The sequence below is a fragment of the Gordonia sp. YC-XJ4 genome, from assembly GCF_059511865.1.
Map to the genome: position 1 here is coordinate 25,469 of NZ_JCAMPF010000003.1, position 22,690 is coordinate 48,158.

At 67.2% G+C, this 22,690-nt stretch carries 22 protein-coding genes; 20 read left to right on the plus strand and 2 right to left on the minus strand.

The annotated features are described in order from the left end of the window. Window positions 1-4 precede the first annotated feature (4 nt). The 19 genes from AC5ZH6_RS29245 (at window position 5) to AC5ZH6_RS29335 (ending at window position 17,745) form a co-directional block, all read left to right on the plus strand. Window positions 5-289: a hypothetical protein gene (locus AC5ZH6_RS29245; RefSeq protein WP_496169764.1), complete on the plus strand. Its 285-nt coding sequence runs from the start codon at window positions 5-7 to the stop codon at window positions 287-289. Window positions 290-324: 35 nt separating this feature from the next. Next, the gene (locus AC5ZH6_RS29250; protein ID WP_496169766.1) at window positions 325-909 is read left to right on the plus strand and encodes a DUF8175 domain-containg protein; all 585 of its coding nucleotides are present in this window, start codon (window positions 325-327) and stop codon (window positions 907-909) included. Window positions 910-958: 49 nt separating this feature from the next. Next, the gene (locus AC5ZH6_RS29255) at window positions 959-1,135 is read left to right on the plus strand and encodes a hypothetical protein (protein WP_496169767.1); all 177 of its coding nucleotides are present in this window, start codon (window positions 959-961) and stop codon (window positions 1,133-1,135) included. 114 nt (window positions 1,136-1,249) lie between these two features. Continuing rightward, a complete protein-coding gene (locus AC5ZH6_RS29260) occupies window positions 1,250-1,783 on the plus strand; it encodes a hypothetical protein (protein ID WP_496169768.1) in 534 nt (177 codons plus the stop codon). Window positions 1,784-1,886: 103 nt separating this feature from the next. Continuing rightward, window positions 1,887-2,135, plus strand: coding sequence for a hypothetical protein (locus AC5ZH6_RS29265; protein ID WP_496169769.1), 249 nt, complete (start codon window positions 1,887-1,889; stop codon window positions 2,133-2,135). Beyond that, window positions 2,128-2,988, plus strand: coding sequence for a DUF8175 domain-containg protein (locus AC5ZH6_RS29270; RefSeq protein WP_496169770.1), 861 nt, complete (start codon window positions 2,128-2,130; stop codon window positions 2,986-2,988). The genes AC5ZH6_RS29265 and AC5ZH6_RS29270 overlap by 8 nt, the downstream gene beginning before the upstream one ends. Window positions 2,989-3,116: 128 nt before the next feature. Next, window positions 3,117-4,613, plus strand: coding sequence for a hypothetical protein (locus AC5ZH6_RS29275; RefSeq protein WP_496169771.1), 1,497 nt, complete (start codon window positions 3,117-3,119; stop codon window positions 4,611-4,613). Next, window positions 4,610-6,100 carry an SCO6880 family protein gene (locus AC5ZH6_RS29280; protein WP_496169772.1) on the plus strand — a complete coding sequence of 497 codons (1,491 nt, stop codon included), beginning with the start codon at window positions 4,610-4,612 and terminating at the stop codon, window positions 6,098-6,100. The genes AC5ZH6_RS29275 and AC5ZH6_RS29280 overlap by 4 nt, the downstream gene beginning before the upstream one ends. Before the next feature lie 47 nt (window positions 6,101-6,147). Beyond that, entirely contained in the window at window positions 6,148-8,019 is a 1,872-nt protein-coding gene (locus AC5ZH6_RS29285; RefSeq protein WP_496169678.1) for a putative type IV secretion/conjugal transfer ATPase, read from the plus strand. Beyond that, window positions 8,016-8,342, plus strand: coding sequence for a transposase (locus AC5ZH6_RS29290; RefSeq protein WP_496169680.1), 327 nt, complete (start codon window positions 8,016-8,018; stop codon window positions 8,340-8,342). Before AC5ZH6_RS29285 ends, AC5ZH6_RS29290 begins: the two co-directional genes overlap by 4 nt. Further along, window positions 8,339-10,429, plus strand: a complete 2,091-nt coding sequence (locus tag AC5ZH6_RS29295) for a transglycosylase family protein (RefSeq protein WP_496169682.1) — start codon at window positions 8,339-8,341, stop codon at window positions 10,427-10,429. Before AC5ZH6_RS29290 ends, AC5ZH6_RS29295 begins: the two co-directional genes overlap by 4 nt. Window positions 10,430-10,443: 14 nt before the next feature. Beyond that, complete coding sequence (locus AC5ZH6_RS29300; protein ID WP_496169684.1) at window positions 10,444-11,076, plus strand: hypothetical protein; 633 nt, start codon at window positions 10,444-10,446, stop codon at window positions 11,074-11,076. Further along, on the plus strand, window positions 11,073-11,879 hold the full coding sequence (locus AC5ZH6_RS29305) for a hypothetical protein (protein WP_496169686.1): 807 nt from the start codon (window positions 11,073-11,075) through the stop codon (window positions 11,877-11,879). Before AC5ZH6_RS29300 ends, AC5ZH6_RS29305 begins: the two co-directional genes overlap by 4 nt. A 56-nt stretch (window positions 11,880-11,935) precedes the next feature. Further along, complete coding sequence (locus tag AC5ZH6_RS29310) at window positions 11,936-12,640, plus strand: hypothetical protein (RefSeq protein WP_496169688.1); 705 nt, start codon at window positions 11,936-11,938, stop codon at window positions 12,638-12,640. Between the two features lie 45 nt (window positions 12,641-12,685). Next, complete coding sequence (locus AC5ZH6_RS29315; protein ID WP_496169690.1) at window positions 12,686-14,527, plus strand: type IV secretory system conjugative DNA transfer family protein; 1,842 nt, start codon at window positions 12,686-12,688, stop codon at window positions 14,525-14,527. Continuing rightward, window positions 14,524-15,027: a DUF4913 domain-containing protein gene (locus AC5ZH6_RS29320; protein ID WP_496169692.1), complete on the plus strand. Its 504-nt coding sequence runs from the start codon at window positions 14,524-14,526 to the stop codon at window positions 15,025-15,027. Before AC5ZH6_RS29315 ends, AC5ZH6_RS29320 begins: the two co-directional genes overlap by 4 nt. Beyond that, window positions 15,027-15,962, plus strand: a complete 936-nt coding sequence (locus tag AC5ZH6_RS29325) for a hypothetical protein (protein ID WP_496169693.1) — start codon at window positions 15,027-15,029, stop codon at window positions 15,960-15,962. The genes AC5ZH6_RS29320 and AC5ZH6_RS29325 overlap by 1 nt, the downstream gene beginning before the upstream one ends. A 68-nt stretch (window positions 15,963-16,030) precedes the next feature. After that, complete coding sequence (locus AC5ZH6_RS29330) at window positions 16,031-16,432, plus strand: hypothetical protein (RefSeq protein WP_496169695.1); 402 nt, start codon at window positions 16,031-16,033, stop codon at window positions 16,430-16,432. Between the two features lie 734 nt (window positions 16,433-17,166). Next, entirely contained in the window at window positions 17,167-17,745 is a 579-nt protein-coding gene (locus tag AC5ZH6_RS29335; RefSeq protein WP_496169697.1) for a hypothetical protein, read from the plus strand. An 82-nt stretch (window positions 17,746-17,827) separates the two neighbouring features. On the opposite strand, the gene AC5ZH6_RS29340 is transcribed toward AC5ZH6_RS29335, so the two are convergent. Both AC5ZH6_RS29340 and AC5ZH6_RS29345 read right to left on the minus strand, forming a co-directional pair. Continuing rightward, window positions 17,828-19,933: a relaxase/mobilization nuclease domain-containing protein gene (locus AC5ZH6_RS29340; protein WP_496169699.1), complete on the minus strand. Its 2,106-nt coding sequence runs from the start codon at window positions 19,931-19,933 to the stop codon at window positions 17,828-17,830. Next, window positions 19,934-20,479: a plasmid mobilization protein gene (locus AC5ZH6_RS29345; RefSeq protein ID WP_496169701.1), complete on the minus strand. Its 546-nt coding sequence runs from the start codon at window positions 20,477-20,479 to the stop codon at window positions 19,934-19,936. A gap of 617 nt (window positions 20,480-21,096) precedes the next feature. On the opposite strand from AC5ZH6_RS29345, the gene AC5ZH6_RS29350 reads away from it, so the two are divergent. Beyond that, window positions 21,097-22,611: an ApeA N-terminal domain 1-containing protein gene (locus AC5ZH6_RS29350; protein ID WP_496169703.1), complete on the plus strand. Its 1,515-nt coding sequence runs from the start codon at window positions 21,097-21,099 to the stop codon at window positions 22,609-22,611. The last annotated feature ends 79 nt before the right edge of the window (window positions 22,612-22,690 follow it).

Consider the following 22,690-nt stretch of genomic DNA (forward strand, 5'->3'; position numbering starts at 1 on the left):
ACAGATGTGGTCAGCGCTGTCCGAGTCAGCCGGACTACTGAGCACCGTGGTAGCCAGCGGCGACGACCTCCCATCCGCGGTCACCACTCCCTTGAACCAGCTACTGGGGTGGGTGATGTGGCTGTTGTGCGTGGCCGCGATCGCCAGGCTGCTGTTCATCGGCGGGCAGATGGGCCACGCGCACAACAATCCTCACGCCGAACCCCCCGACACCCCACTCGGGGTGGTGCTCGGACTTTGCTTCGGTGGGGCTGCCGCGGGGATCGCGGGGGCGCTGCTCACGTTCTGAGCCTGGCCGCGGCACTGATCGGTGTGCTCGGGTTGGTGACCGGATGCTCGGACACCGACCCGGCGGCAACGCTCGGGGATCAGTCGGCCACGGTCGACCCGCACAGCCCACCGACGCACGTGGTGTGGACCTCGTTCGCCGGGGTCGCGGTGCCGTGCGCCGAGCAGGGCCCCACCGACTGCTACGCCACCGCACCGACCGGCTACGACCACACCGGTGCCGGCGCCGCCCTCGCCGCGATCTCGGCGACCATCCGGATGTCGGTGGCACCGGATACCTCGGTCGCCACGATCGTCGGCCAACTCGTCGTCCCGGACGCCGCGCGCGACACCTGGTCGGTGCAACGCCAGCGCCTCTCTATCACCGCACCGGTCGATAAAGCCAAGGCGCCCAATGTGATCGGCTACACCGTCGACGCCTACACCCCGCAGCGAGCCACGATCACGATCGTCGAACGCGAACACGACAAGTCGCTGACCGCGGTCACCACCGACATGGTGTGGTCAGCCGCAGGGGACTGGCTACGACAGCTACCCGCCGCGGGCGACACAGCCAACCGGGTGCGTGCCCTGTCGGCACCCCCGCCGGGCATGGTCGCGTTGCCCGCCCCACCCACCTAACTTCGGAAAGCCCAGGCCCCCTATGTCTCTCACTGCTACCTCCGTCCACGTGGCCCAAACGGGCTTCATCGGCCCGATATCCGGGCCGATGCTGCCGAACTCGGTGACCGCGGTGGTGGTCATGGTCACCGTCCTGGCCAGTACCGCCGCCGCAGTGCTCGGGGTGCGCCCCCGCCGCTACGACGACCACCACCTCGCCTCTGGGGAGGTCAGCGGTGATGAGTGACCCGACACCGGCCGAGCCAGTCGCCTCGTCCTCATCGGAGAGGAGCAGTGTAATGACTCCAGTCGATCCCGGCGCTGCGCTCGTCGACCGTAGGAGAGTCGCGAGGGCTCGATCATGACCCCAGCAACAGAATCGGTGTCGCCCTACGGCGATGTTGTGCGAAGCATCCTCGATGAACTAGGCGCACCGCCGGTCATCGTCGACAGTGTTTCATTCGGTCGGGCCGCAGGATGCGAGCAGGCTCCCCGCGCCGGATGCGAACAGTCCCCCGGCGTGGGGGAGGCCCGGATGTGGGGTCGGTTCGACCTCGCCGCCTGGCACACGGCGGCCGCGCACCTGTTGCTCGACGCAGACGACGTCGTCGACTTGGTCGCCACGGCGCAGCTGCTTGAGCAATCTGGGGAGGGCGCACAAGTGTGGTGGGCCATCGATCTGGTGGGACCCTACGACCTGCAGGTGCCTTGGGCGCTGGACTACGCGCTGTCGGTGACTGATCTGGTGTGTGTCGGTCCGCCTCTGCCGCCGGAGACAGTCACCGCCGTCTCTGAGCGGCTACTGGCCTGGGGTGTGCTCGGCCCACCCAACTCGCCCGTACGCCATGGAGCGCTGACCGTATGCGCGACAACGTGGGCGTACGGCGTCGTTTAGTCACCAATCCTCGCGCGGCACTCAGGGTCGCCTCTCTCGTCAGATCACAGCACAGCCTAAGCAGCGCAACACAACTGCACCTTCGAACTTAAGGAACATCGCAGTGAGCACTCCGTCCTCGACCTCGCTGACCGCCATCAGCGGTCATCCGGCACCAATCGTCGCGGTGCCGTTCGACATGCTGCTGTGGCCTGTAGTGGGTTTCACGCTGCTCGTAGTGCTGGGTTGGGTGGTGCTGAAACTCGTTCTGTGGGTGGGTAGTCGCCCGCCCCGCCGGCAGGAGCCCCGACGAATCGGGGATCGGCCTCGCCGTGTCACGGCCGCCCGGACGGGGGTAAGCGGCGATGAGTGAGACGAGCATTGAGAACGACGCTCGTCCGCGGCGGTGGTGGCGACGGCCGTGGGTGTGGGTCGCGGTGTTGGTGGTTCTGGTGGTGGCGGTCGCCGCGGTTGGTCTCATCGGTTATCGCAAGGAGCAGCGGGACCCGTTGCCGTCTGCGCCGGCTCCGTCGGTGAACAAGCCGTCGGTGCCCTCGAGTGGGCCGACGGGTGACTATGCGGGCAGTGATGTCGATGTGTTGGGTCGCGGGATGCGGATTCCGACGTCGGCGGTCGGTCACGTCCTCCCACAGCAGGCTGGTCAGCAGTCACCGGACGTGCTGAAGACGCCGATCTCCACACCGGCTGGGCTGGAATGGCAGAAGGTGTACGGCATTCCGTTGCCGTTCTCGACTGGCGACGGCCCGGCCGCGATCGACTCGGCCGGGGTGCCGACCGGGTTCAGTCGATCCCCGCAGGGCGCGGCGCTGGCCAGCCTGCAGCTGCTGTTCCGCTGCATGTACGGGCCGGCGGCGCAGTGCCGGTCACTACTGGCTACCGCCACGGTGGGCGGAGATCCTGGGTTGCGGCAGTGGATCATCGAGCACAGCAACGCCGCTGGCGCACCCGGGCAAACAATCCCGGCCGCGGTGCAGATCACCCCGGACACCTACACCTCGTCGACGGCGTTCGTGCGGTGGGCGTTCGGACCGTTCCCGGCACCGCAGGACCACCCGACAGCCAGCGGCTACGTGTACACCACCCTGGCGATCCCAATGGTCTGGGACAGCGGCGAGTGGAAACTGCGGCTGGGGGAGTGGGTACGGTCCTCCGACTCCGGCTACCTCGATGCGATCGACGAGGCCGGGTGGTCCACATGGTTCTGAGTGTGACTGTCCCGCAGACTCTCTCGACTCCACGACCCTCCTCGCCGCCACCGCGTGAGCCATCGGCGGTGCGTGCGCCGGCGGTTGGGCGTCGGGTGGCGTCGCGGCGGTGGGTGGTGCGGATTGCCGTGGCACTTGTCCTGGCCGTGCTGGTCGCGGTGCGGGTGGGACCGGTGGGGGTCGACGAGTCGATCGGGCAGGCTCAGGCCGCGCCGAGTGCGGTGTGTGTCGCCAGCGGGCTACTCGGTGGCGCGGCGGGTGCGGCGTTGGGCTGTGGTGGTGCGGGTAACGCAGTCCGGGGCGCGATTTCGGATGCGGCCGGGTCGGGGTTCAAGGCGGTCGCGAAGTCGTTCGCGCAGGGGTGGGCCACGGTGATCGGTCTGGCGCTGGCGTGGTTCATCAAGATCCCGACACCGGACTACTCCAACGACTCCGTCATCCAGGACATCCAAAAGGCCACCGTGCAGATACAGCTGTACGGGCTGGCACTGTCGATCCTCGTCGGGTCCTATCGGCTGATCATGGCGCGCCGCAATGCGGTGATGAACGCCGCCGAGGAATCGTTTATGGGCCTGGCCAAAGCAGTATTCGGGGCGTGGATGTTCGGTGGTGTGCTCACCGCCTGTACAGCCGGGTCGGATGCGTTGGCGAACTGGATGCTCACCAAGGGCATGCAGGGCAACGAAAACCTGATCCGGAATCTGGCGTCGGCGAATTTGGTGGCGATGGGCTCCGGGCTGATCGTGGTGGTCGCGATCTGCGGCATCCTCGGCGGCATCCTGCAAGCGGTGCTGCTGGTGGGCCGCCAAGCGATGCTCGCCGTCGTGGTTGCGGTGATCCCGGTGGTCGGATCGTTCGGCGGCACCCAAACTGGCAAGGTCGCGTTTGGTCGGCTGATCCAGTGGACCATCGCCCTGCTGTTGTGGAAACCGGTTGCCGCGCTGGTGTATTGGGTCGCATTCAAGATGGCCGCGCATCCCGGTACGCGTCTGGAAGACGTGCAGATGGCGTTGATGGGCATGATCTTGCTGTCACTGACCGCGCTGGTTATGCCGATTCTGATCAAACTCGTCGCCGGCGGGCAAGCGATGTCCGGTGGGTCGGGGCTGACCGCGGGCATGATGACCGCCGGTGTGGTGGCCGCGGCCGGGACGATGGCCGCGACCGGCGGGGCCGGCGCTGCGGCCGGGGGCGGTTCGACCGCGGGGCAGGCCGGCGCCCAGATGGGGCCGATGGCCGGGCCGACCGGCCCGTCCGGGCCCTCGGGCGGCACCGGCGGCGGAACAGGCGGCGGCACCGGGCCCTCGGGCACCGGAGGTAGCGGGTCCCCGGCCGGTGGCGGCGGTAGCGGTGGTGGGGGCCGCAGTGGTGGCACCGGATCGGCGTCCGCCGCCACTGCACCACCCGGTGGCGGACCGGTACCGGCAGGTGGCGGCTACGGCGCCACCCAGGCCGGCTCGACTGGTTCGGGGTCGGGCAGCAGCTTCGGGTCCGGGTCGGGCAGCTCGATCAACACCGGCGATGTCGCCCAGGCCGCGAGCGCGGCGATGAGTTCCGCCGACGAGGTGTTCGACGACGGCTACGAATCCGCCGCACCGGTGGGTAGTGCAGGGGGCTACCGATGAGCGTTGACCACGACAACCGGGTGTTTCTCTACGGCCGGTGGGAAAAGCCCCGCTCGTCGGGAATGTTCGGGATGACTTGGGGAGCGACGATTTTCGCGGGTGCCGTGGTGATTACGGCTGTCCTGCAGTTCATGTTTTTTCAGTCGCTGATCGCCACCGTCGCGGTGTTGGTGATCGGCGCGGCGATCCTCGCGCCGCTGTTGTGGCAGCGCCGCGGCCGAACCGGATGGGAGTTGATGACGGTGCGTCTGAAGTTTTGGGAGTCAGCATTCAAGGGCGAGAACCTGTTTCGCGGCGGCGTGTTCGGAGTAGTACCTGGCCGGTCCCAGATGCCGGGCATTCAGGGCGATACCCGCCTGTATGAGTACGAGTTGAGTTCGGGTAAACGCTTCGGGTTGATCCACGCCCGGGCGAAGGACCACTACACGGTGGTGCTGTCGAGTCAGCCGCAGGGCCAGGAGTTGGTCGAGCAGTGGCAGATCAACGAGTGGGTTCGTGGGTGGGACGACTTCCTGGCCGGCTTGGGCACCACCCACAATGTGGCCGGTGCGGTGGTCGTGGTGGAGACCGTCCCGGATAACGGCACCCGCATCGCCGCGGAAGTCCGGGCGATCACCGCACCGGACGCTCCCGCGTACTCCCGGGAGGTGATGGCCCAGACGGTCACCCACCGGATGTCGGCGAAAGTCCGGAACGAGGTGCGCATCGCGATCACCTTCCGCCGCCAACGCGAAGCGAACAGCCGCGACGTCGCTGATCAGGGCGCGGCGATCGGCCGGTTGCTGTCGTCGATCGTGACGCGCGCGGCCCGCGCCGGGCTCGATGCTGCGCCGATGTCGGCGGCCGATCTGTGCGTGGTGGGCACCCGCGCGTTTCGCCCGGAGGTCGATCACGAGCTCGAGGTGTTGTTGAGCAAGGGCGAACACGACGTGCTGCGCTGGGATCAGACCGGGTGCGCCGGGGCGAAAGCACAGTGGGATCACTACGTGCACAACGGCTATCGGTCAGTGACGTGGGAGATGGCGCAAGCCCCGGCGGGCACGGTCACCCACGCGGCGCTACAACCGCTGCTGGTGCCACGCGCGGATCTGCCCCGCAAACGGGTCGCGATCGTCTACCGCATCCACAACATCGCTGAAGCGGTCAAACTCGTCGACGGCGACTTCAAAGACGCCCTGGCCGCCGAGCAGTCGAAATCGGGGATCGGGTCGGCCGCCGCGTCAATCCGCGTGGACAACACCCGCGCCGCCCGCGAGGAACAAGCCCGCGGTGCGGGCCTGACCCGGTTCGGGGTGTTGATCACGCTCACCGCCGAACGCGACGCCGATATGCCACAACTCGCCGCGGAGATCGAGGGCATGTCCGCGGCCGCCCGCATCGGCGTGCAGCGCGTGTTCGGCGGCCAGGACGCCGCATTCGCCGGCGCACTGGGCCTGGGGGTGCTGCTACCGGAGTACGCCTCGGTCAACAAACGACTCACCGCCTGACCCCACCCGGACTGTTCTGACTCTCTTGTGATGCAAAGGATGCCGCGATGACCTCTCCGACTCTGGCCAAGCACCGGGCCGCCGGGCCGTCAGACGAGCACGACTGCTCGCAGTGCGACGGCTCGATCCCCGACACCGTGCGGATCGGGGGCGTGCAGGTAATGACCGCCGCCCGCTACGAGCAGTTGCGCCACGATGTCCGCGACGCGGATCGCGGGTGGGCGCGGCGTCGCGCGGCGCGGCGGCTCAAAGCCGAGAACCGGCGCCGCGCGGTCGCGATCCGCCGGGTGGTCGAGCAGGGCGGGTTCGATGTGGAGGGCAAAGACCCCGGCCATCGTGGCGCGTCCGGGCCGGGTGGGGGTCGGACGAGTTCGGTGCTGCGGATGCCGGAGTGGCGGACCACGACCAGCCAGGTCGCCGGCGGGTTCTGGCCGTTTTCGATCGGCGCCTCCTCACCATTGTTGGGTACTCCACTGGGTGCGCACCTGCAAACCGGCCAGGATTTCGGGTGCGACCCACTGTCGTGGTTTCTGGCCGGGTTGATCACCGCACCTGTCGCGTTCGTGTTGGCGCTCAACGGGTTCGGCAAATCCTCGCTGGTGCGGCGCCTGGCGGAGGGCAACATGGCCCAGGGCCACACCACCCTGTTCCTCGGCGATATCAAACCCGATTACGCCAAACTCACCGAGGCCAACGGCGGGGTGGTGATCACCGGCGGCTACGGCCATCAACAGATCAACCCCCTGGCCGCCGGTGCGCTCGGCGAAGTCCTCGATCGCCTCGACGAGGAACTAGCCGGTCTCGATGACGAGCTGGCCGAGTTGGTCGCCGAACACGACCGCCAACGACAGTTGCAGGATCTACGGGTGCAGGTGGCCGCCGATCTGCAATCCCGGCAGGTCGCCACCCTGGCCGGGCTGGTGGAGATCAACCGAGGCCGCGCGATCGAGGACTTCGAGGAAACGCTGCTGTCCTCGGCACTGACGATCCTGTACACGCCGAAAGAACAGGGTGGGGGTGGGTTCACCGGGTCGCACCCGCCGATCCTCGAAAACCTCTACGAGGTCATCAAAGCGGGCACACCGGTGCTGTACGAGGACGCAGCGGTCGACGACCGCGACGGTTACGTCGCGGCGACCGCAGGGCTGCGAAGGTCACTGCGGGCGCTGGTGCGCGGGCGACTCGGCAAGGTCCTCAACGGGCAGACCACCCAACCGTTGGATGTGTCCGCCCCAGCGGTGTGCGTCGATGTGTCGCGGGTCCCCAAGGGCGACAAGAAACTCAAAGCGGCGCTGCTGCTGGTGTGTTGGGCCGATGGATTCGGGGCGGTCGAGGCCGCGCACGTGCTGGCCGATGCCGGGCTGGGGCCACGACGCACCTTCCAGGTCATCATCGACGAGTTGTGGCAGGTCATCGGTTCCGGTGCCGGGATCGTCGACCGAGTTGATTCGCTGGTCCGATTGAATCGCTCGGATGCGGTGTCGCTGATCATGATCACCCACTCGGTGGCCGACCTGTCGGCGTTCGAGTCCACCGCGGATGCGAGCAAGGCGATCGGGTTCTTGGAGAAGGCGCGCCTGAAGTTCATCGGGCCAGTCGGACCGGAAGAGATCGAGCGACTCTCCTCGGTCACCCACTTCAACGCCGCCGAGCGCGCATTGGTGACCAGCGCCGCTTCCACTCCACCCCCCTCGGAGTCGGTACTGCAAAAGCTGCGCTCGCAGATGCGCCGCGGCGCCGACACCGGCGCCGAACGACCACGCCCGCACGGCCAGGGCGTGTTCCTGGCCAAGTTCGGTGAGGACAACCGCGCCGGAACACCGTTCCGCCTCAACTTCACCCCGATCGAGGCCACCGGTGGCGTCCACGACACCAACTCCCGGTTCGCCGGCGTCACCGCGCGCGGTGGTGCGGCATGAGTACCAGTCCGGAGTCCCAGCGCCGCTACGGCTGGATCGACGGCGATATCCGCGAGATCGCCGTCAACACGGTCCGCGATCTGCTCCCGACGGCGCGCTCCCTGTGGTCGGCATGCCGTGAGGTGTCGGCGCAGCTCGACGTGCACCCGAACACCGTGAAGAACTGGTACCAGGCCGCCCACCGCGACGCCGAAACGACCTCGACGGCGCTGACCGCGCACGAGCTGGCAGCGGTCCGCGAGCAGCTGCACGCCTACCAGAAACTCAACTCCGAACTCCTTGCCGCGCTGCGTGATCGCGGTGACCGGATCGATCCGCGATGAACAGCACAGCCAAAGGGGGACTCGCGGCCGCGGCGGCGATCATCTTCGCGATCCCGCTGTTGGTCGTGGTGTTGCTGTCGGGCACCGTCACCGACTGCGACCCCGCCGGCGCCGACAATGCAGGCGCTGCCAGTGCGAGTGGGACGGCCGGGCGCAAGACGATGCCCATGAAAAAGGGCACCTACCAGCTGACCTCACCATTCGGGCCGCGCGACGGCACCATGCACCAAGGGCAGGACTTCGGGTCGACCGCCGGGCAACCCATCTACGCCGCCTACGACGGCACCGTCGCCAAGTCCGGGCCCGCCTCGGGGTTCGGGCAGTGGATCGTGTTGAGCCACAACCTTGATGGCAAACGCTACGACACCGTCTACGGGCACATGTTCCCGCAAGACCTGATGGTCCACGTCGGGCAGAAGGTCACCGCCGGCCAACAGATCGCGAAGGTCGGCTACAACGGCGAGGTCAGCCCACCCGGCCCGGGCGGGGCGCACCTGCACTTCGAGGTGTGGGAGGGCGGCTGGGGCCAGCACGTCATCGACCCCATGCCATGGCTGCGTGGCGCCGCCGAACCCGGCTCCACCCCACCACCGGCCAGCAACAGCGGTGGAAGTGGCAGTGGTGACCCGAACGTGGTGTCGGTGGCCGACTGGAACAAGGTCGCCCAGTACGAGTCCGGCGGGAACTGGGCCATCAACACCGGCAACGGCTACTACGGCGGACTGCAGTTCGCCGCCGGCACCTGGTCCGGATCCGGGGGCACCAAATACGCGGCAACCGCCGACAAAGCCACCCCCGCACAACAAATGGAAGTCGCCAACACCGTCCTGAAATCCCAAGGCTGGGGCGCCTGGCCGGTCACCTCGGTCAAAGCCGGGGTGACCAGCAAGAAACCCGCACCCGAGGGCACCTTCCTCAACTCCACCGCCGGTGCCCGCGCACCGCCGACCGCCGACGCGGCCCCGGACGCGGAAACGGCGGCACCGAGTACTCCGGGCCTGGGGAGCGACCTGGCGGGCGGGATCACCGACAGCGACGGCGCGTTGGACGTGTCGCGGCCGATGCCAGCGCGGCTGGGCTCGGAAGCGCACTGGCAAACCAACACCGTGCGGCTGGCCCGTGCTGTGGCGCAACGATTCCCGCAGTTGAAGACGATCGGCGGGTGGCGGCCCTACGACCCGTACCCCGATCACCCTTCCGGCGCGGCGGCCGACATCATGATGCCCAACGGCGGGCACACGCCGGGCGACGTCGAGCTGGGTACGCGCATCCAGAAGTACGTGATGGACAACAAGAACGTCTTTCACGTCAAATACACCATCTGGCGGCAGTACTACCAGCCCGCCGACGGCGCCGGGAACACGATGGAAGACCGGGGTGGCTGGACAGCCAACCACTTCGATCACGTGCACGTCACCCTCAACGATTCCCCGCTCTATCACGGCGAAGACCTCGGATCGGTACGCGACCGCGGCGGCGCCGGACTGGGCAGCGGTGAGGTCGGCGACGGCTGTGACGGCGACACCGCCGCCGCGGGCCAGGCCGGAAATCCCAACGCCACCAACGTGCGTGGCGTTCCCCGCGACTGGGCCGAGTGGTACAACAAGGCTGGCCGGATCTGCCCGCAGATCAGCCCGTCACTACTGGCCGCGCAGGGCAACCAGGAGACCGGCGGATTCCAGCAACACGTCCAGTCACCGGATGCGGCCAAAGGACCCGCACAGTTCATCGACTCCACGTGGGCCACCTACGGCAAGGACTACGACGGCGACGGCCGGGTCGATGTGTACTCCCTCGGCGACGCGATCATGGCCCAAGGCCACTTCATGTGTGACCTGGCCACACAGATCGACGGATGGATCGCCGCCGGGCAGGTCGACGAACACTCCGGACCCGACCGCGATCGCCGCGACCTGTACCTGGCGGCCTACAACGCCGGCCCGGGCGCGGTGCAGTCCTCCCACGGATTCCCCAACCAGATTCCGCGGCACTTCACCGAAACCCGGCCCTACGCCCAGAAGATCGTCACCTCCGAGCCCCAGTACCGCAGCAACCTCGCCGACGCGGCCGCCGCGCCAGCGCAGTAAGGAACCGATCGCTGATGACCTCTCACATCCACACCCCAGATCGTGACCGGGCCCGGCCACGCCGACTGCGGCGGCTACTCCTGCTGCTGGTCGCGGTCGCGGTGATGACCGGGATGCTCGCCGGATGCGGCGACTCGAACCCGGACCCGCAGCGCCCGTCCCCACCGGCCGGTGACGTTCACGGCACCACCCTTCCCGACGGCGCTGGTCCCACCCCGGCCGATAGCCCCGATGCCGTGGCCACCGAAGCACTGTCCCGTATCTACAGCTGGCAGCCGGTCACCGACCCCGATTCCGGGGCCGGGATGCGCCGGGCACGGGCGTGGCTGTCCGGCGAGCTGGCCACCGTCACCGACCGCGGCGACACCAGCGACCAGATGCGCTCAAGCCGCCAATGGCAGCAGTGGCGCGACGGCAAAGCGATCGTCACCGCCACCGTGAAAGTCACTGCCACCACTGATGATCCAGCCGCGACCGTCGTCGCTCGGCAAGCTCTGGTCGGGCAAACCGTCACCTGGGGCGACGGCACCACCACCGACCTCGGCGTCATGACGTTCACCGTCGACCTCGCGAAAGACCCCACCGATCACTGCTGGCGCCTATGGCGCATGCAACTCACCGACACCACCCCCGGAGGCCCCTCATGACCAGCTCTCACCACGACGACTACACGACCAACGGATTCGATCGTGATGGCTACAACGCCAGTGGATTCGACGCCTACGGTTATGACCGCACAGGATTCGGGCCCGACGGTTACGACGCCACCGGGTACGACCGTGACGGGTTCGACCGGGACGGCTACGACCGCAATGGGCGGGATCGCTACGGGTTTGACCGGCTCGGCCGCGACAGCGCTGGCCGTGATGCCAGCGGCTTCTACCCCGACGGCTACAACGACGCCGGATTCGACCCTGACGGCTACGACCGCGCCGGGTTCAACCGCTACGGCTACGACCGCACCGGACATGACCGCAACGGCCGTAAAACGGCCACCGAGCCCGTCCCGGCGGCGTCGGCGACCGGTGACGCCGTGCAGGGACTGATCGGGGGGACCGCGGTCACCCTGGCGGTGACGATGGTGTTCACCGGGCTCGTCGCGTGGATCGTGCACGCCGGGGCCGCGCGGCTCGACAGCAGCGGCGGATGGGCGGCGCTGCACCTCGACCCGCCTGTGGTGCCCGCACCGATCACCGCGGCGATGACCGCTGTCGCGTTCGCGGTCCTGGCCGTGGTGGTCATGGTCGCCGCGACAATCTTCCTCCCCGGGCCCCTGCTGTGGTTCCGGCTGCTGGTGGCCCTCGTGGCCGTCGCGGTGATCCTCAGGGCCTCCGCCAACGACGGGCTAGCCACCTGGATCACCAACAGCCTGATCATCGCCACCGCCGCCGCAGCGATCGCCGTCCTGACCCCCCTGATCCGGCCCCGACACCGCCCACAGCACCCCTGACCCACCCCCGGCCACACCACTTCACTCCACCACATCCGACCGAAGGAGCATCACCGATGAGCACCACCACGAAGAAGAACCGCACCTCCGACGCCGACCAGTGGGACCTCGCTCGACTCACCGTGCGCGACAACGCCACCGAGCTACGCGCGATGACCAGCCACGCCGAGATCTTCCGCTGGGCCGACGACCACGGCATCGACTCCGGATCGTTGTTCCGCAAGTTCAAAACCGAACTGCGCAAACAACTCCACATCGACTACGACCAGCTACGAGCCGACGCGATCGCCGCCCGGCTGAGCGCGATGGCCGAGGCTGCCGCCACCGCCCCGGTCATCCGCCGCTACGTCGCCGGCGACAGCGAAGTCAACGCTTTCGCCGTCTGCGCAGCCGACGGTGAGGACCCGTGGTACGGCGACTTCCACGACAAGGACGACGTCGACGACGACCAGGACGTCGCCGACCTCGCCGCCGCCCGCAAAGCCGTGTACCTCGCCGGCCAAGCCCGCGAACACCACGAACTCGACCTCGTCGTCCTGGAACTGGTGACCTGCAACCACCACGTCACCACCGATGCCCTGGCCCGAGACCTGGTGCGCCACAAAGTCCACGCCCACATCGAGGTTGTCGACAACGCCGAAGACAACCCTGCCCTCGAGGTATGCCGGATGCCCGGCTTCCGAGGATGGCGCGAAGTCTCCCTGACCGACATGCTCAGCACCACCGAGGACGTTGACACCGAGGGCGTTGATCATGCCTGACCACAAGTACCGCAATACCGCAGTACCGCTTGAGGGACGGCAGTGATGGCGTCGACTCCGGGACAGGTCAAGGAGCCCTCGGCGGGCGCGAACAAACCGTTACTCATCGCCCTGGGCGTGTTCGTCGGGGCCGCAGTGCTGGTCTGGGTGGTGCTGAAACTGGCTGGCGGACAGTCGGTGCCGAACAATCCGATTGCCGCACCGATCCTTCTGGCGACCGGAAAGCTGGTGTGGACCACGACAGCGACGGTCCTGGTGATCGTGGGTGGGGTGCTGGTGGCCGCGCTCGGTGGCGGCGCCTGGTGGTGGTGGCGCGGGCGGCGCCCGGTCCGCAGTCGTGTCGACACTGCCCAACGTCATCTCGGGGCAGGTAAAGACATCGAATCCATCACCGAGACCGCGATCGCGGCCAAGGCCGGCGACCTCGAGGTCGACCAGGACTCACCCCTGGCACCGTTCACCACGACGATCGGAGTGCCGATCGGGGAGACCCTGTCTGGGGTGAAGGTGTACGGGTCGTGGGAAGACATGCACCTCGATATTCACGGGCCTCGGATGGGTAAGTCGACCGGCCGGATCATCCCGGCGATCTGCGAGGCACCCGGGGCGGTGCTGGTGACGGAGAACAAGCGCGGCAACCTCGACCACACCCGTCTGGTTCGGGAGTTCCGCGACGAGTCGGGCACACCCACACGCCGGGTGTGGGTGTTCGACCCGCAAGGAGTCGCCGACGAGGACTCCTGGTGGTACTGGAATCCGTTGTCGTACTTCAACGATGAGGACAGTGCCGAGGAACTCGCCCAGCTGTTCGCCGCCGGCGACGACGGCGAGGACGCCAAGAAGGACCCCTACTTCGATCCGGAGGGCCAAGACCTGCTGGCGAACCTGATCCTCGCCTCCGCTCTGGCCGACGAACCCATCCCCACCGTCTACGAGCGGTTGGCGATGCGCCAACGCGGTCACGAGGCAGTAGCGATCCTGCGCGAACATGACTACCCGTTGATCGCGCACGCGCTCAACGCTCGATTGAACTATCAGGCCAAACAGGCCGACGGTATTTGGGGCACGGCGATCAAGATGGCCCGCTGTTTGCGCTCACGCAAGGTGCAGCCGTGGATCACCACCACCGTCGGCGACGATCGCCCACAGCTCGACCTCACCGCATTCGTCCGTAACCGCGAAACCCTGTACTGCCTGTCGAAAGAGGGCGTCGGCTCGGTCGGACCACTGGTGGCGGCACTGACGGTCGCCGCGACCCGGACCGCGGAGCGGTTGGCGACCCGCTCACCGGGCGGGCGGCTGCCGGTACCGATGTTGTGTGCACTCGACGAGGCCGCGAACTGTGTGCGCTGGCGTGATCTGCCGAAAATGTACTCGCACTACGGTTCTCGCGGAATCATCATCATGACGATCCTGCAATCGTGGTCCCAAGGCATCGGCGTGTGGGGAGAGCGGCCGATGAAACTCCTCGAGTCGTCGTCGAACATCTACATCTTCGGCGGCAATGTCCGCGAAAAGCAGTACCTCGAGGCATTGAAAGCTCTCGTCGGCCGCTACGAACGCGAAGCACTCAACGTCTCGCGCCCTTCCGGTGCAGGGGGCGGCCGGTCCGGCGGGTCGGTGTCTCGGCACACCGTGAAAGAAGACATCTTCACCGAAGCCGACCTCGCGGCGTGGCCACGCGGTCGGATGCTGCTGTTCTCTGCAGGGAACCGGCCCACGCTGGTGCGCTCAATTCCGTGGTGGGACAAGCCCTACGGGCATCTCGTCCGGCAGTCGCTCGCCGAATACGCACCGACCACCACAGACGACGAGACCGGTACCCCTGAAGTCACCGCCAGGGTGACCGCGGTGGACGCGCAACCGGTGAACGGACGAGTGCGGTGAGCCCGGTGTTCGACGACGACATGTTCCCCGACGACGACTTCGACACCGACACCGAGGGCGATCGCGGCGAAGCCGGGACACCCGCCCCGGAACCGGAGTTCAGCTCGGTCTACGAGTTCGTGGAAGACCACCTGGTCGTGCTCTACGCCCGCAAGATGGCCTTCAAACAGGACCGGCTGTGGTGTCCACGCTGGTTCGAGCACGCCGAGGCGGTCTCCCGGTTGGAAGCCCTGTGGCGTGCCTACGAGCAGCTGCGATTGGAACCGGGCACCGGGATGAGCGTGTGGTGGCGCGACCACGCCGATCACCACATGCGCGCCCTGTTCGACACCGCCGGCCCGTTCGAAGGCTGCTCGGTCGATCTCGGCCACGCCGGCCCGATCGACCCACTGCCCACCGACTACATGGACGACACCGCGTTACGGCGCGCGATGAGCACCACCCCCGACACCACTACAGCCGAAGAAGCCGCCGAGGACACCCATGAAGGAGTTGCGTGATGGATGAACACGAGCAGGAAACCCGCGAACTGGAAAACCACATGGAACGTGCGCTGGCCGTGGCCATCGCCCACGGTTCCTCGGTGATCGAAGCCTGGGCCAAACTCTCAGCCAAACGACAAGCCCAGCGCGAACATCCCGGACTGCGCACGTTCGACCTCGAGGCGCCGGCCGCGGCGTCGACCGCTGTGGCGTTGCGGGCGCGCGACGATCTCGCCGCCGGACGCCAAGACGCGAACTTCTGGCGCAACGCCCCGATCTCTGAGCTTCTTGACCGGATTCGTGAATCCGGGATCGAACCCACCCGGCTCGGTGACCCCACCCATGATCGGCACTGGGCAGAACGCGCCCCCGGCCCCGACGCCATGAGTCTCTACAGCTACGCCCAGCGCTACGCCGACCAATCCGCCGTCGCCGCCGACGTCCGCGACAACATCGCCGGGCTGATTGCCGAATACGGGCTTGACCCGGAGGAGATGCTGGCCATGTCCCCGGAACAGGCGGCCGAGGCCTACACCCAAGCCCGCGCCGAACACTATGCCCCCGAACAACACCCGACCATGACCGCCGACGGCACCGATGCCACCGACCGCGACGGCGCCCAAGTCGCCAATCTCGTCGGGCAAGCCCAAGCCGCGGACGCCGAAGCCACCTACGCCGCCGGCCAGGCAGATACCGCGTTCGCGGCCGCCGAACGCGCCGGGGCGGGACGGGAAAGCGACTTCGCACCCCAGCAGCCGGACTGGAATGAGCAACCCTCGCGCGCACAACGCGTGAGCACTGCCAGTACCGGACCCGCAGTCCGCAGTGCGGCCACCGCCGCGCGTGATCACCCCACCAACCCCCGCGCGGCCACCGCGACCGCAGGCAAAGGCCCATCCGCCCGCCGATCCTCCGGAAATACCACCGACCGCGAACGCGGCCGCAGCATGTAGCCCACCACGCGGCGACTCGCGCCGCACTACTACGAAACATCGCCCTTGTAACGAGAGGACCACTCCCGATGACCTCCCTGTTCGACCCCACCGATCTACTCGCCGAACTCGAACGCGCCGACGCCGCCGAAGCCCAAGCCCTCGCCGAACGCCAACGCAAACGCCGAGAAGCCCTCGAACCCGCCGCCCACCTCTACCAGCAAATCGCGACCGCGCGCGCCGAATTCCTCACCCGCGAAACCGAACTCCTCGACCAACTCGCTACCGCGCTCAAAGAGGCCAAGAAAAACGGGGCACCCCCCAACAAGCTCGACCAACTCGCCATCGAGCCACTGACCACCAAGAGCACCGCCAGGAAGACCGCGTCGCGAAAGACGCGCACCACGAAACCAGTCGCCCGCACGGCCAGCCCACCCGCGCCGGCGGATACCGAGCCCAGCCAGACCTCGTCAACTCCTCTCGCGAGCTGACAGGCCCCCAACACCCTCCGTGCACCACCATCAAGGGCGAACGGGATGAGGTCCGTGCGCTCGGGTCACGCAGTTACCGACGGCGCAGCGTGTGCTCGCGCCCAGCGCCGATCGCTGCGCCGGAAGCTATCGGGCTGGACCCCGACAGCAGGTCGAGGGATACGCGGCTCGTTGAGTTCTGAAGTACAGGCGACCCCCAGACAGCACCCGGTGCGGCGGGACCTGAGAGCGGCCTGTGTCTGATGGTTGCGTGTGGGGAAGGAGTGTTCTACGGTGCTGGGGTCTCCCTTATTGGGGGCTCGGTTCAACTCCAGTTCCGAAACTGAGCGAGGTGTCCTAGCGCCTCGCCGGCACCCTGCCAGGAGCGGCTTTTGTCGCCCCTGGCTTCGTGCTTTTTAGGACACCTAACAGCCCTTGACGAATATTGGTGTCATCGGCCAAGATTGACCAACCTACTGACGGGTTGTGTAGGTGAGGCCCTAGGAAGCCTCGCTTCACAAGCTCTCCCATCTGCAGGTGGTTCCGCGAGCGGAATCTGCGTGGCAACTGGAGGAAGAACACCGATCGGATGACGTGCATACGTCATCCGAGAGGCGCCCTTGATAACAGAAGAATGGAGACGTAATGAATATTTCATTTCGTGCGGCGACTGGCGGGCGGCCAGTTTCTATCTGCGCCGTCTGCTCATCGCGATGGCAGTTGTTGCCTGTGTGCTTGGCATAGGAGCATGCGGCATGTCGGCAGAAACCCAGGACCGGACGGCCACCGCGGCGTGCGGACTATTCGCACCGGCGATCCGGATCATCGCAGTGACGACGAAGCTCATTCCGACACCGCCATCGGAGATCGCTTCTGCCGGCCTCGACGCGATCGGTATTGCGACTTCTGCAGCCTGTGCGGAATTCTATGCCCAGATCAAGGCCGACACCGAGCCCCGAACACCCGACGGAGTGACGGGCAGTAACGCTCCGAGCTACGTACCGGTCGCATGGCGGCTTCCGGTCAACGCTGTTGTGTGCGGCGGCGAACGTCAGGGCGCCTACACGACCGCCATCACTGGTGCGGTGGACGACTACTACGACGCCGCCGGAGACTTCCACCCTCCGACGACGTGTGGGTTCGCCGAGAACGTGCGCGATCAGTATCTCGCGTCCGGTGCTGGGTCGTCCTCGAGTGATCCAGCAGCTGCGCCGCAACCAGTGACGATCGTCGCCTATAGCCCCAGGATGCAGAGGAACTACGCGATGAACTGCAGCGGCAACTACCCAGTGCAATGCACCGGCGGCGACGGAGCGCTGGTCTACCTCCGGTAAGAGGCCACACTCACAGTTCTCGCTTCCGTTTGCGTCAGGGACCGTAGCCTTTCCCGTCCAGGCTATGGTCTCTGACGCTGTATTAGCGGCCGTACCCGTCGTCGCTGCGGGTGCGTTCGGTGTCGCGCCCGGTGGTGGTGGCTGTCCTAGCAGCGGGCCCGCTCTGACGACCACTGACCGAGCGCGCCGTACTCGCTCCCGTCGACGTCGACGGTGGGGTGCGGTCGGCGAACGTTCGTTGAGTGTGGGCGACCGCTGTGCGGATGGTAGTGGCGTGGCGGTGGTGGCCTTGGGTGGCCATAGCGTCGGCGACGGCTTTGCTGGCGGCGAGGACTTGGTGCATGACGGCCAGCCACAGCAGGGTGGTGTCTTCGCGGCTGGCGGCGAGCATGACCGCGGCGACCCGGCGGGCCGAGGTGTATTTGTGTGCCCCGGCACCGGCGGGGGAGCGGCGGTATCCGGCGACACCGCCGAGCGCGTCGGACAGTTGCCGCAGGCTTACTGCGTCGGCGCCGGTGGTGCGTTGCGCGGCGGCACCGGCCATCGCGGCGGTGTCGGCGGCCGTGGCATGCCAGGCCCGCGACGTCGGATCGATGCGGCTGGTGGTTTCTTGCCAGCGCCGCGCATGCTCGCGGGCGTTCTCGCCGCCACGGCGGTCGGCGCCGCCGGCCGCGGTGGGGGAGCGGTGACCGCGTGCCCACGCGGCCGCGGCGAGACGGGTGTGGGCGTCACTGGTGGGCCAGTGCGTGCGGAGTTCGCCGAGTTTCAGGCCGCCGCCGAGGTAGCTGGCGTTGCGCCAGATCGGTTTTCCGTGTTCGTCGGCCAGCAGTTCCGGCCGTAACGCGACCACATATCCGGTGACCACGGTGGTGCTGCCTTGGGCGTAGCGCGGGCGCGCCAGAATGTCGGGGTGATCGCGCAGTGCGCGGGCGTAGTCGGCTTCGGTGGCCGCGGCCCGCGCCAGCGGCAGTAGCAGCTTGCGGAGGCGGTCGCTGGCTTGCGTGGCGCGCTGCTTATCGACGGTCGAGCGTTGCGCCGACTGTGTGGTCGACGCCGCCGATGCGCCTGCTGTCGGCGGTCGGGGGCGCGCGGTGTGCGCGCGGCCGGCCGGGCTCGCCGCGTCGGCGTGGTCCCACGCCGCGCGCGCATCGCGGCGGGTGTTGTCGTCGTCGATCCACCGTTCCCGCAATCGCGGCAACGACAGATCTTCACCGAGCTTGCGGCCGCCGTGCATGATCGGCTGCCCGTGCCGGTTGGCGTACTCGCTCGCCGGTAGCCCGACACTGAATCCGGTGACCGCGTCCGCATCGGACTTGTCGTAGCGCGCGGACCGCACCACCACACCATCCGCCCGTAACAGGCGCACAAACTCGGCCTCGGTCTCCGCCGACGCGGCCGCGGTCCGCACCCGCCGCGCCAACGTCACCGACGGCGCTTCCTCAGCCCGAGGCGCCCGCGTCTGCCGGCCGTCGCTGTCGAGTGTGGGTTTCGTGGCGGCGTCCTGCGCGTGCGCGCGGCCACGAGTCGCCATGTTCTTGGTGTAGGTCGACAATCCCTCGATGCCGTAACGGTTCTCGAGGTCTCGGGTGACCCGTTGCGCACGCGCGTAGTCGCCCTCGTTGCGTTTCGGGTTGTCCGGGTGTGGCCGCCACAGCGACACCACACTGCCGTCATCCCGCACCCGCGAGGCGGCGATGTGAATGTGATCGCCACCGTTCTTCGTCAACCCGTGGCGGATCGCGACCCACCGTGACGCCGCCTCATCGTCGGTGTCGAAACCCATCCCCGCCATGAAGTCGTGCGCGATGTGTGACCACGTCGCATCATCGAGCGCCGCCGCTTCCGGCGGCATTGACAGCGAACAGTGCCACACGTTTTCGTCCGTGGTGGCATCCGCGAGCGCCGCCCGACCTTGTTGGCCGCGTTCCATCGCGGCTTTGAGTTTCTTGGTGTCGCGGCGGGTGACCTCGGTGCCGAACACCACCCGCGCCTCATCGACCGTTGACGCCAACTCGTAGGCGTGCGCCTCGGTCATCGTTGCCCCGGCCCCGCCGGCGGCGAACACATCCCGCGACGACGCCGCGACCACATGCGGGTTCGAATGCTCGTTGGCCTTCCCCGGTCCCGCCAGATACCGGACCAAACCCGTCATCCGCGCACCCGAGGAAATCGCCGGCATGATCGGCATCTACACGTCCCACTCATCCTGGTCCGGGTCATCGGCGGCCGACGGCGCCGATCCTTTCGCGCCGTCAACCGCGTCACCGTCGACACGGTCAGCCCGGCCGGTGGCGGGGAACCGCACCGCGAACACCTCACCGAACGCGTCCCGCACTCGCTCTGATGCGCGGCGGGTCGCCTCGCACGCCGGGGCGAAGTCGGCGGGGATCTCGTGTTCGGTGTTGGCGTGCCGGGCGATCTGATTCATGTTCACCGCGATCCCCGAGATCAAGTTCCGGATCTCGTTCGCCTGCGTCCACGCCGCGACTTTCGACGCGTGACTGGCCGGCGAGACCCCCGCCCCGCTCGTCGCCAACGCGCGCGTCACCATCAACCGCTGCACACTCATCCCCGCATGCTCGGCCGCCGCCCGTAGCCGCTCTTCCTCAGCGGCAGTAACTTTCACTTCGATCTTGCGATCCCGCCCGCCAGGATGATTCCGGCGGCGCCGACGAAACCCACGCACCGCACCCGCAGACGCGGCATCCTCGCCGCTGCCCTCACTCTCGGCCATCGCGCGGTCCTCTCCTCAACACCCCACCAGGGTGTGAACGCTCACCGTCCCTCAGCCCAGCGCAGCGACCCCGCAACGGGGACCACCCCGCACACCGACCGAAGGTGTGCACTCCACCGTACCGACGACAGGCACGGAGGACAAGCATTTAGGCATGCCTAAATGATAGCTTGCTCCCCGCGAGGCGGGGCACCACTCCCCGCGAGGCGGGGCACCACTCCCCGCGAGGCGGGGCACCACTCCCCGCGAGGCGGGGCACCACTCCCCGCGAGGCGGGGCACCACGCGCCGAAGGCGCACCACACCACGAGCCTGCGCAACCGCGCAGTCCGTTTCCCCTCACGCCGTGAAGCCGGTCAAAGGGAGATCGCTACTCACCTAGAACGACGCACAGACCGACGGCGCCCTCTGGGGAGGAGGGTCGCGTCGCCGAGTTGCGATCGGCGCTCTGACTGCCCTTGCCAGAACGAGTGCAACCGTCGTGTTCAGGGGCGGATGCATTCCTGTGGACACGGGACAGCCCGGAGATGTTGGCGGCTTCGGAACTCAGGGCAACCATCCGAGGTCGCTCGAGAAATTCCGATCGCCTCGATGCGGCGCCGGGGGCACAATCGGCACGTGAGTGACGAACGCCGCTACCGCGGCTTGTGGTGGGTTCCGAACCTGAGTGACGCCAACGGTGACGTGCAGAAGGTGGGCGGAATTCTCACGATTGACGCCGCCGGCCGGGTGCGGTTGGAGGTTATGTCTGCACTCCTGAACGGCCGCGATTCGCGCGGCGCGATCCGGCGCTCGGCTCGAAGCCTCGATCAACCAACCATCATCCACGGTGCCGCAGAGGGGAAGGCCGTCACCCTACTTGACTGCATCCCCGCGAACGGCGGGCTCATCAGCATGCTTCCCGTTCACACCGAGACACAGGTGTTCCGGGCCGCCGCAGCAGTAGTCGGTTGCTGGTTGACGAGTGCGGACCAGCGAGCGTTCGTGGGTATGCGGGTGGAGATGTCTCACCTTACGGAATGGTCCGGCATGACTGGGCTGACACGAGACCTCATGGCCGCGCACTCCGGGGATGGACAGTCCGAGACCTCACCGTCGGTCACGACGCACACGGTCACACTTGAAACTGTCCCGTCTAAAAGTGTCGAACTTCTTGACGAAGGTGTCACTGCGACCTTGGTGTCCACTCAGTCATTCGGTCCAGGCGGGACAGACAACGCATGGGGACGGACGCATCAAATCAGAGAACGGACGCTGTACGAGGTGCGGACGACGCAACCACAAGGAGCACTCGACTTCTTGGATGCGATCCTGCCACTGCAAAACTTGCTCACCCTTGCGACCCAAAGCCCTTGTGCGGCGGCCGGCCGTGAGCTTATCGGCGCCGTGGACAACGCAGCGGTCACCGGAGCTGGCGGGCCCTGGGCTGAATTGTTCTTCCACAGCGAGGAAATCGCGATCAAAAGCAGCAGGGAATGGCATCAGCTGTTGTTCACGATCGAGGACCTTGGCGGATCACAGAACCTCGAAAAGTGGTACGAACTGTCACGCCGGATAGGACAGCCACTCAACGTCCTCTTCGGGCTTGACTACGAGAGCGACGGCTACTACGACACCCGACTATTTACCGTCGCAACCGTGGTGGAGGGTTTTCACTCGATCCTGTGTCCCACCTCGACAGCGATCCCAAAAGATGACCACAGGAAGCTTCGCTGCCTGATCAAAGCCGCCCTCAAGGGTGTCGAACAGCGACCGCGCGAGTGGGCACTTAACGCAATCGGCCCCAACCGAAGCGGACTCGCCAAGCGCTGCATCGAGCTCACGGAGTTGGCCGATGCGAGCGCAGTTGACTCACTTTTGGGAGACCGCCAAGTGTGGGCGCAGTGGTTGGTACGAACCAGGAACGCTGTCGGCCACGGAAATCTGACAAACCCACGTGATGACGACACTCCTGAAGAGGCTTACTACCGTCTGCTCGACACCACTCGACATCTGTTGCACCTCATTCTCATGAATCAATGCGGCATCGACGGGACGCTGCAGCAGAGGGCTGTCACAGAACACTGGGGCTACCAGTCCGGTCGCTTCCGGGAGCTGGTCACTAACTACAAGACCCAGTCGCAGCGAAAATAGACCTGACCGACACCTGACCGACACCGGCGCCCACTCGAACGCCGATGCCCTCCCCACCAGGGCGGTGCGGGGAGGGCAT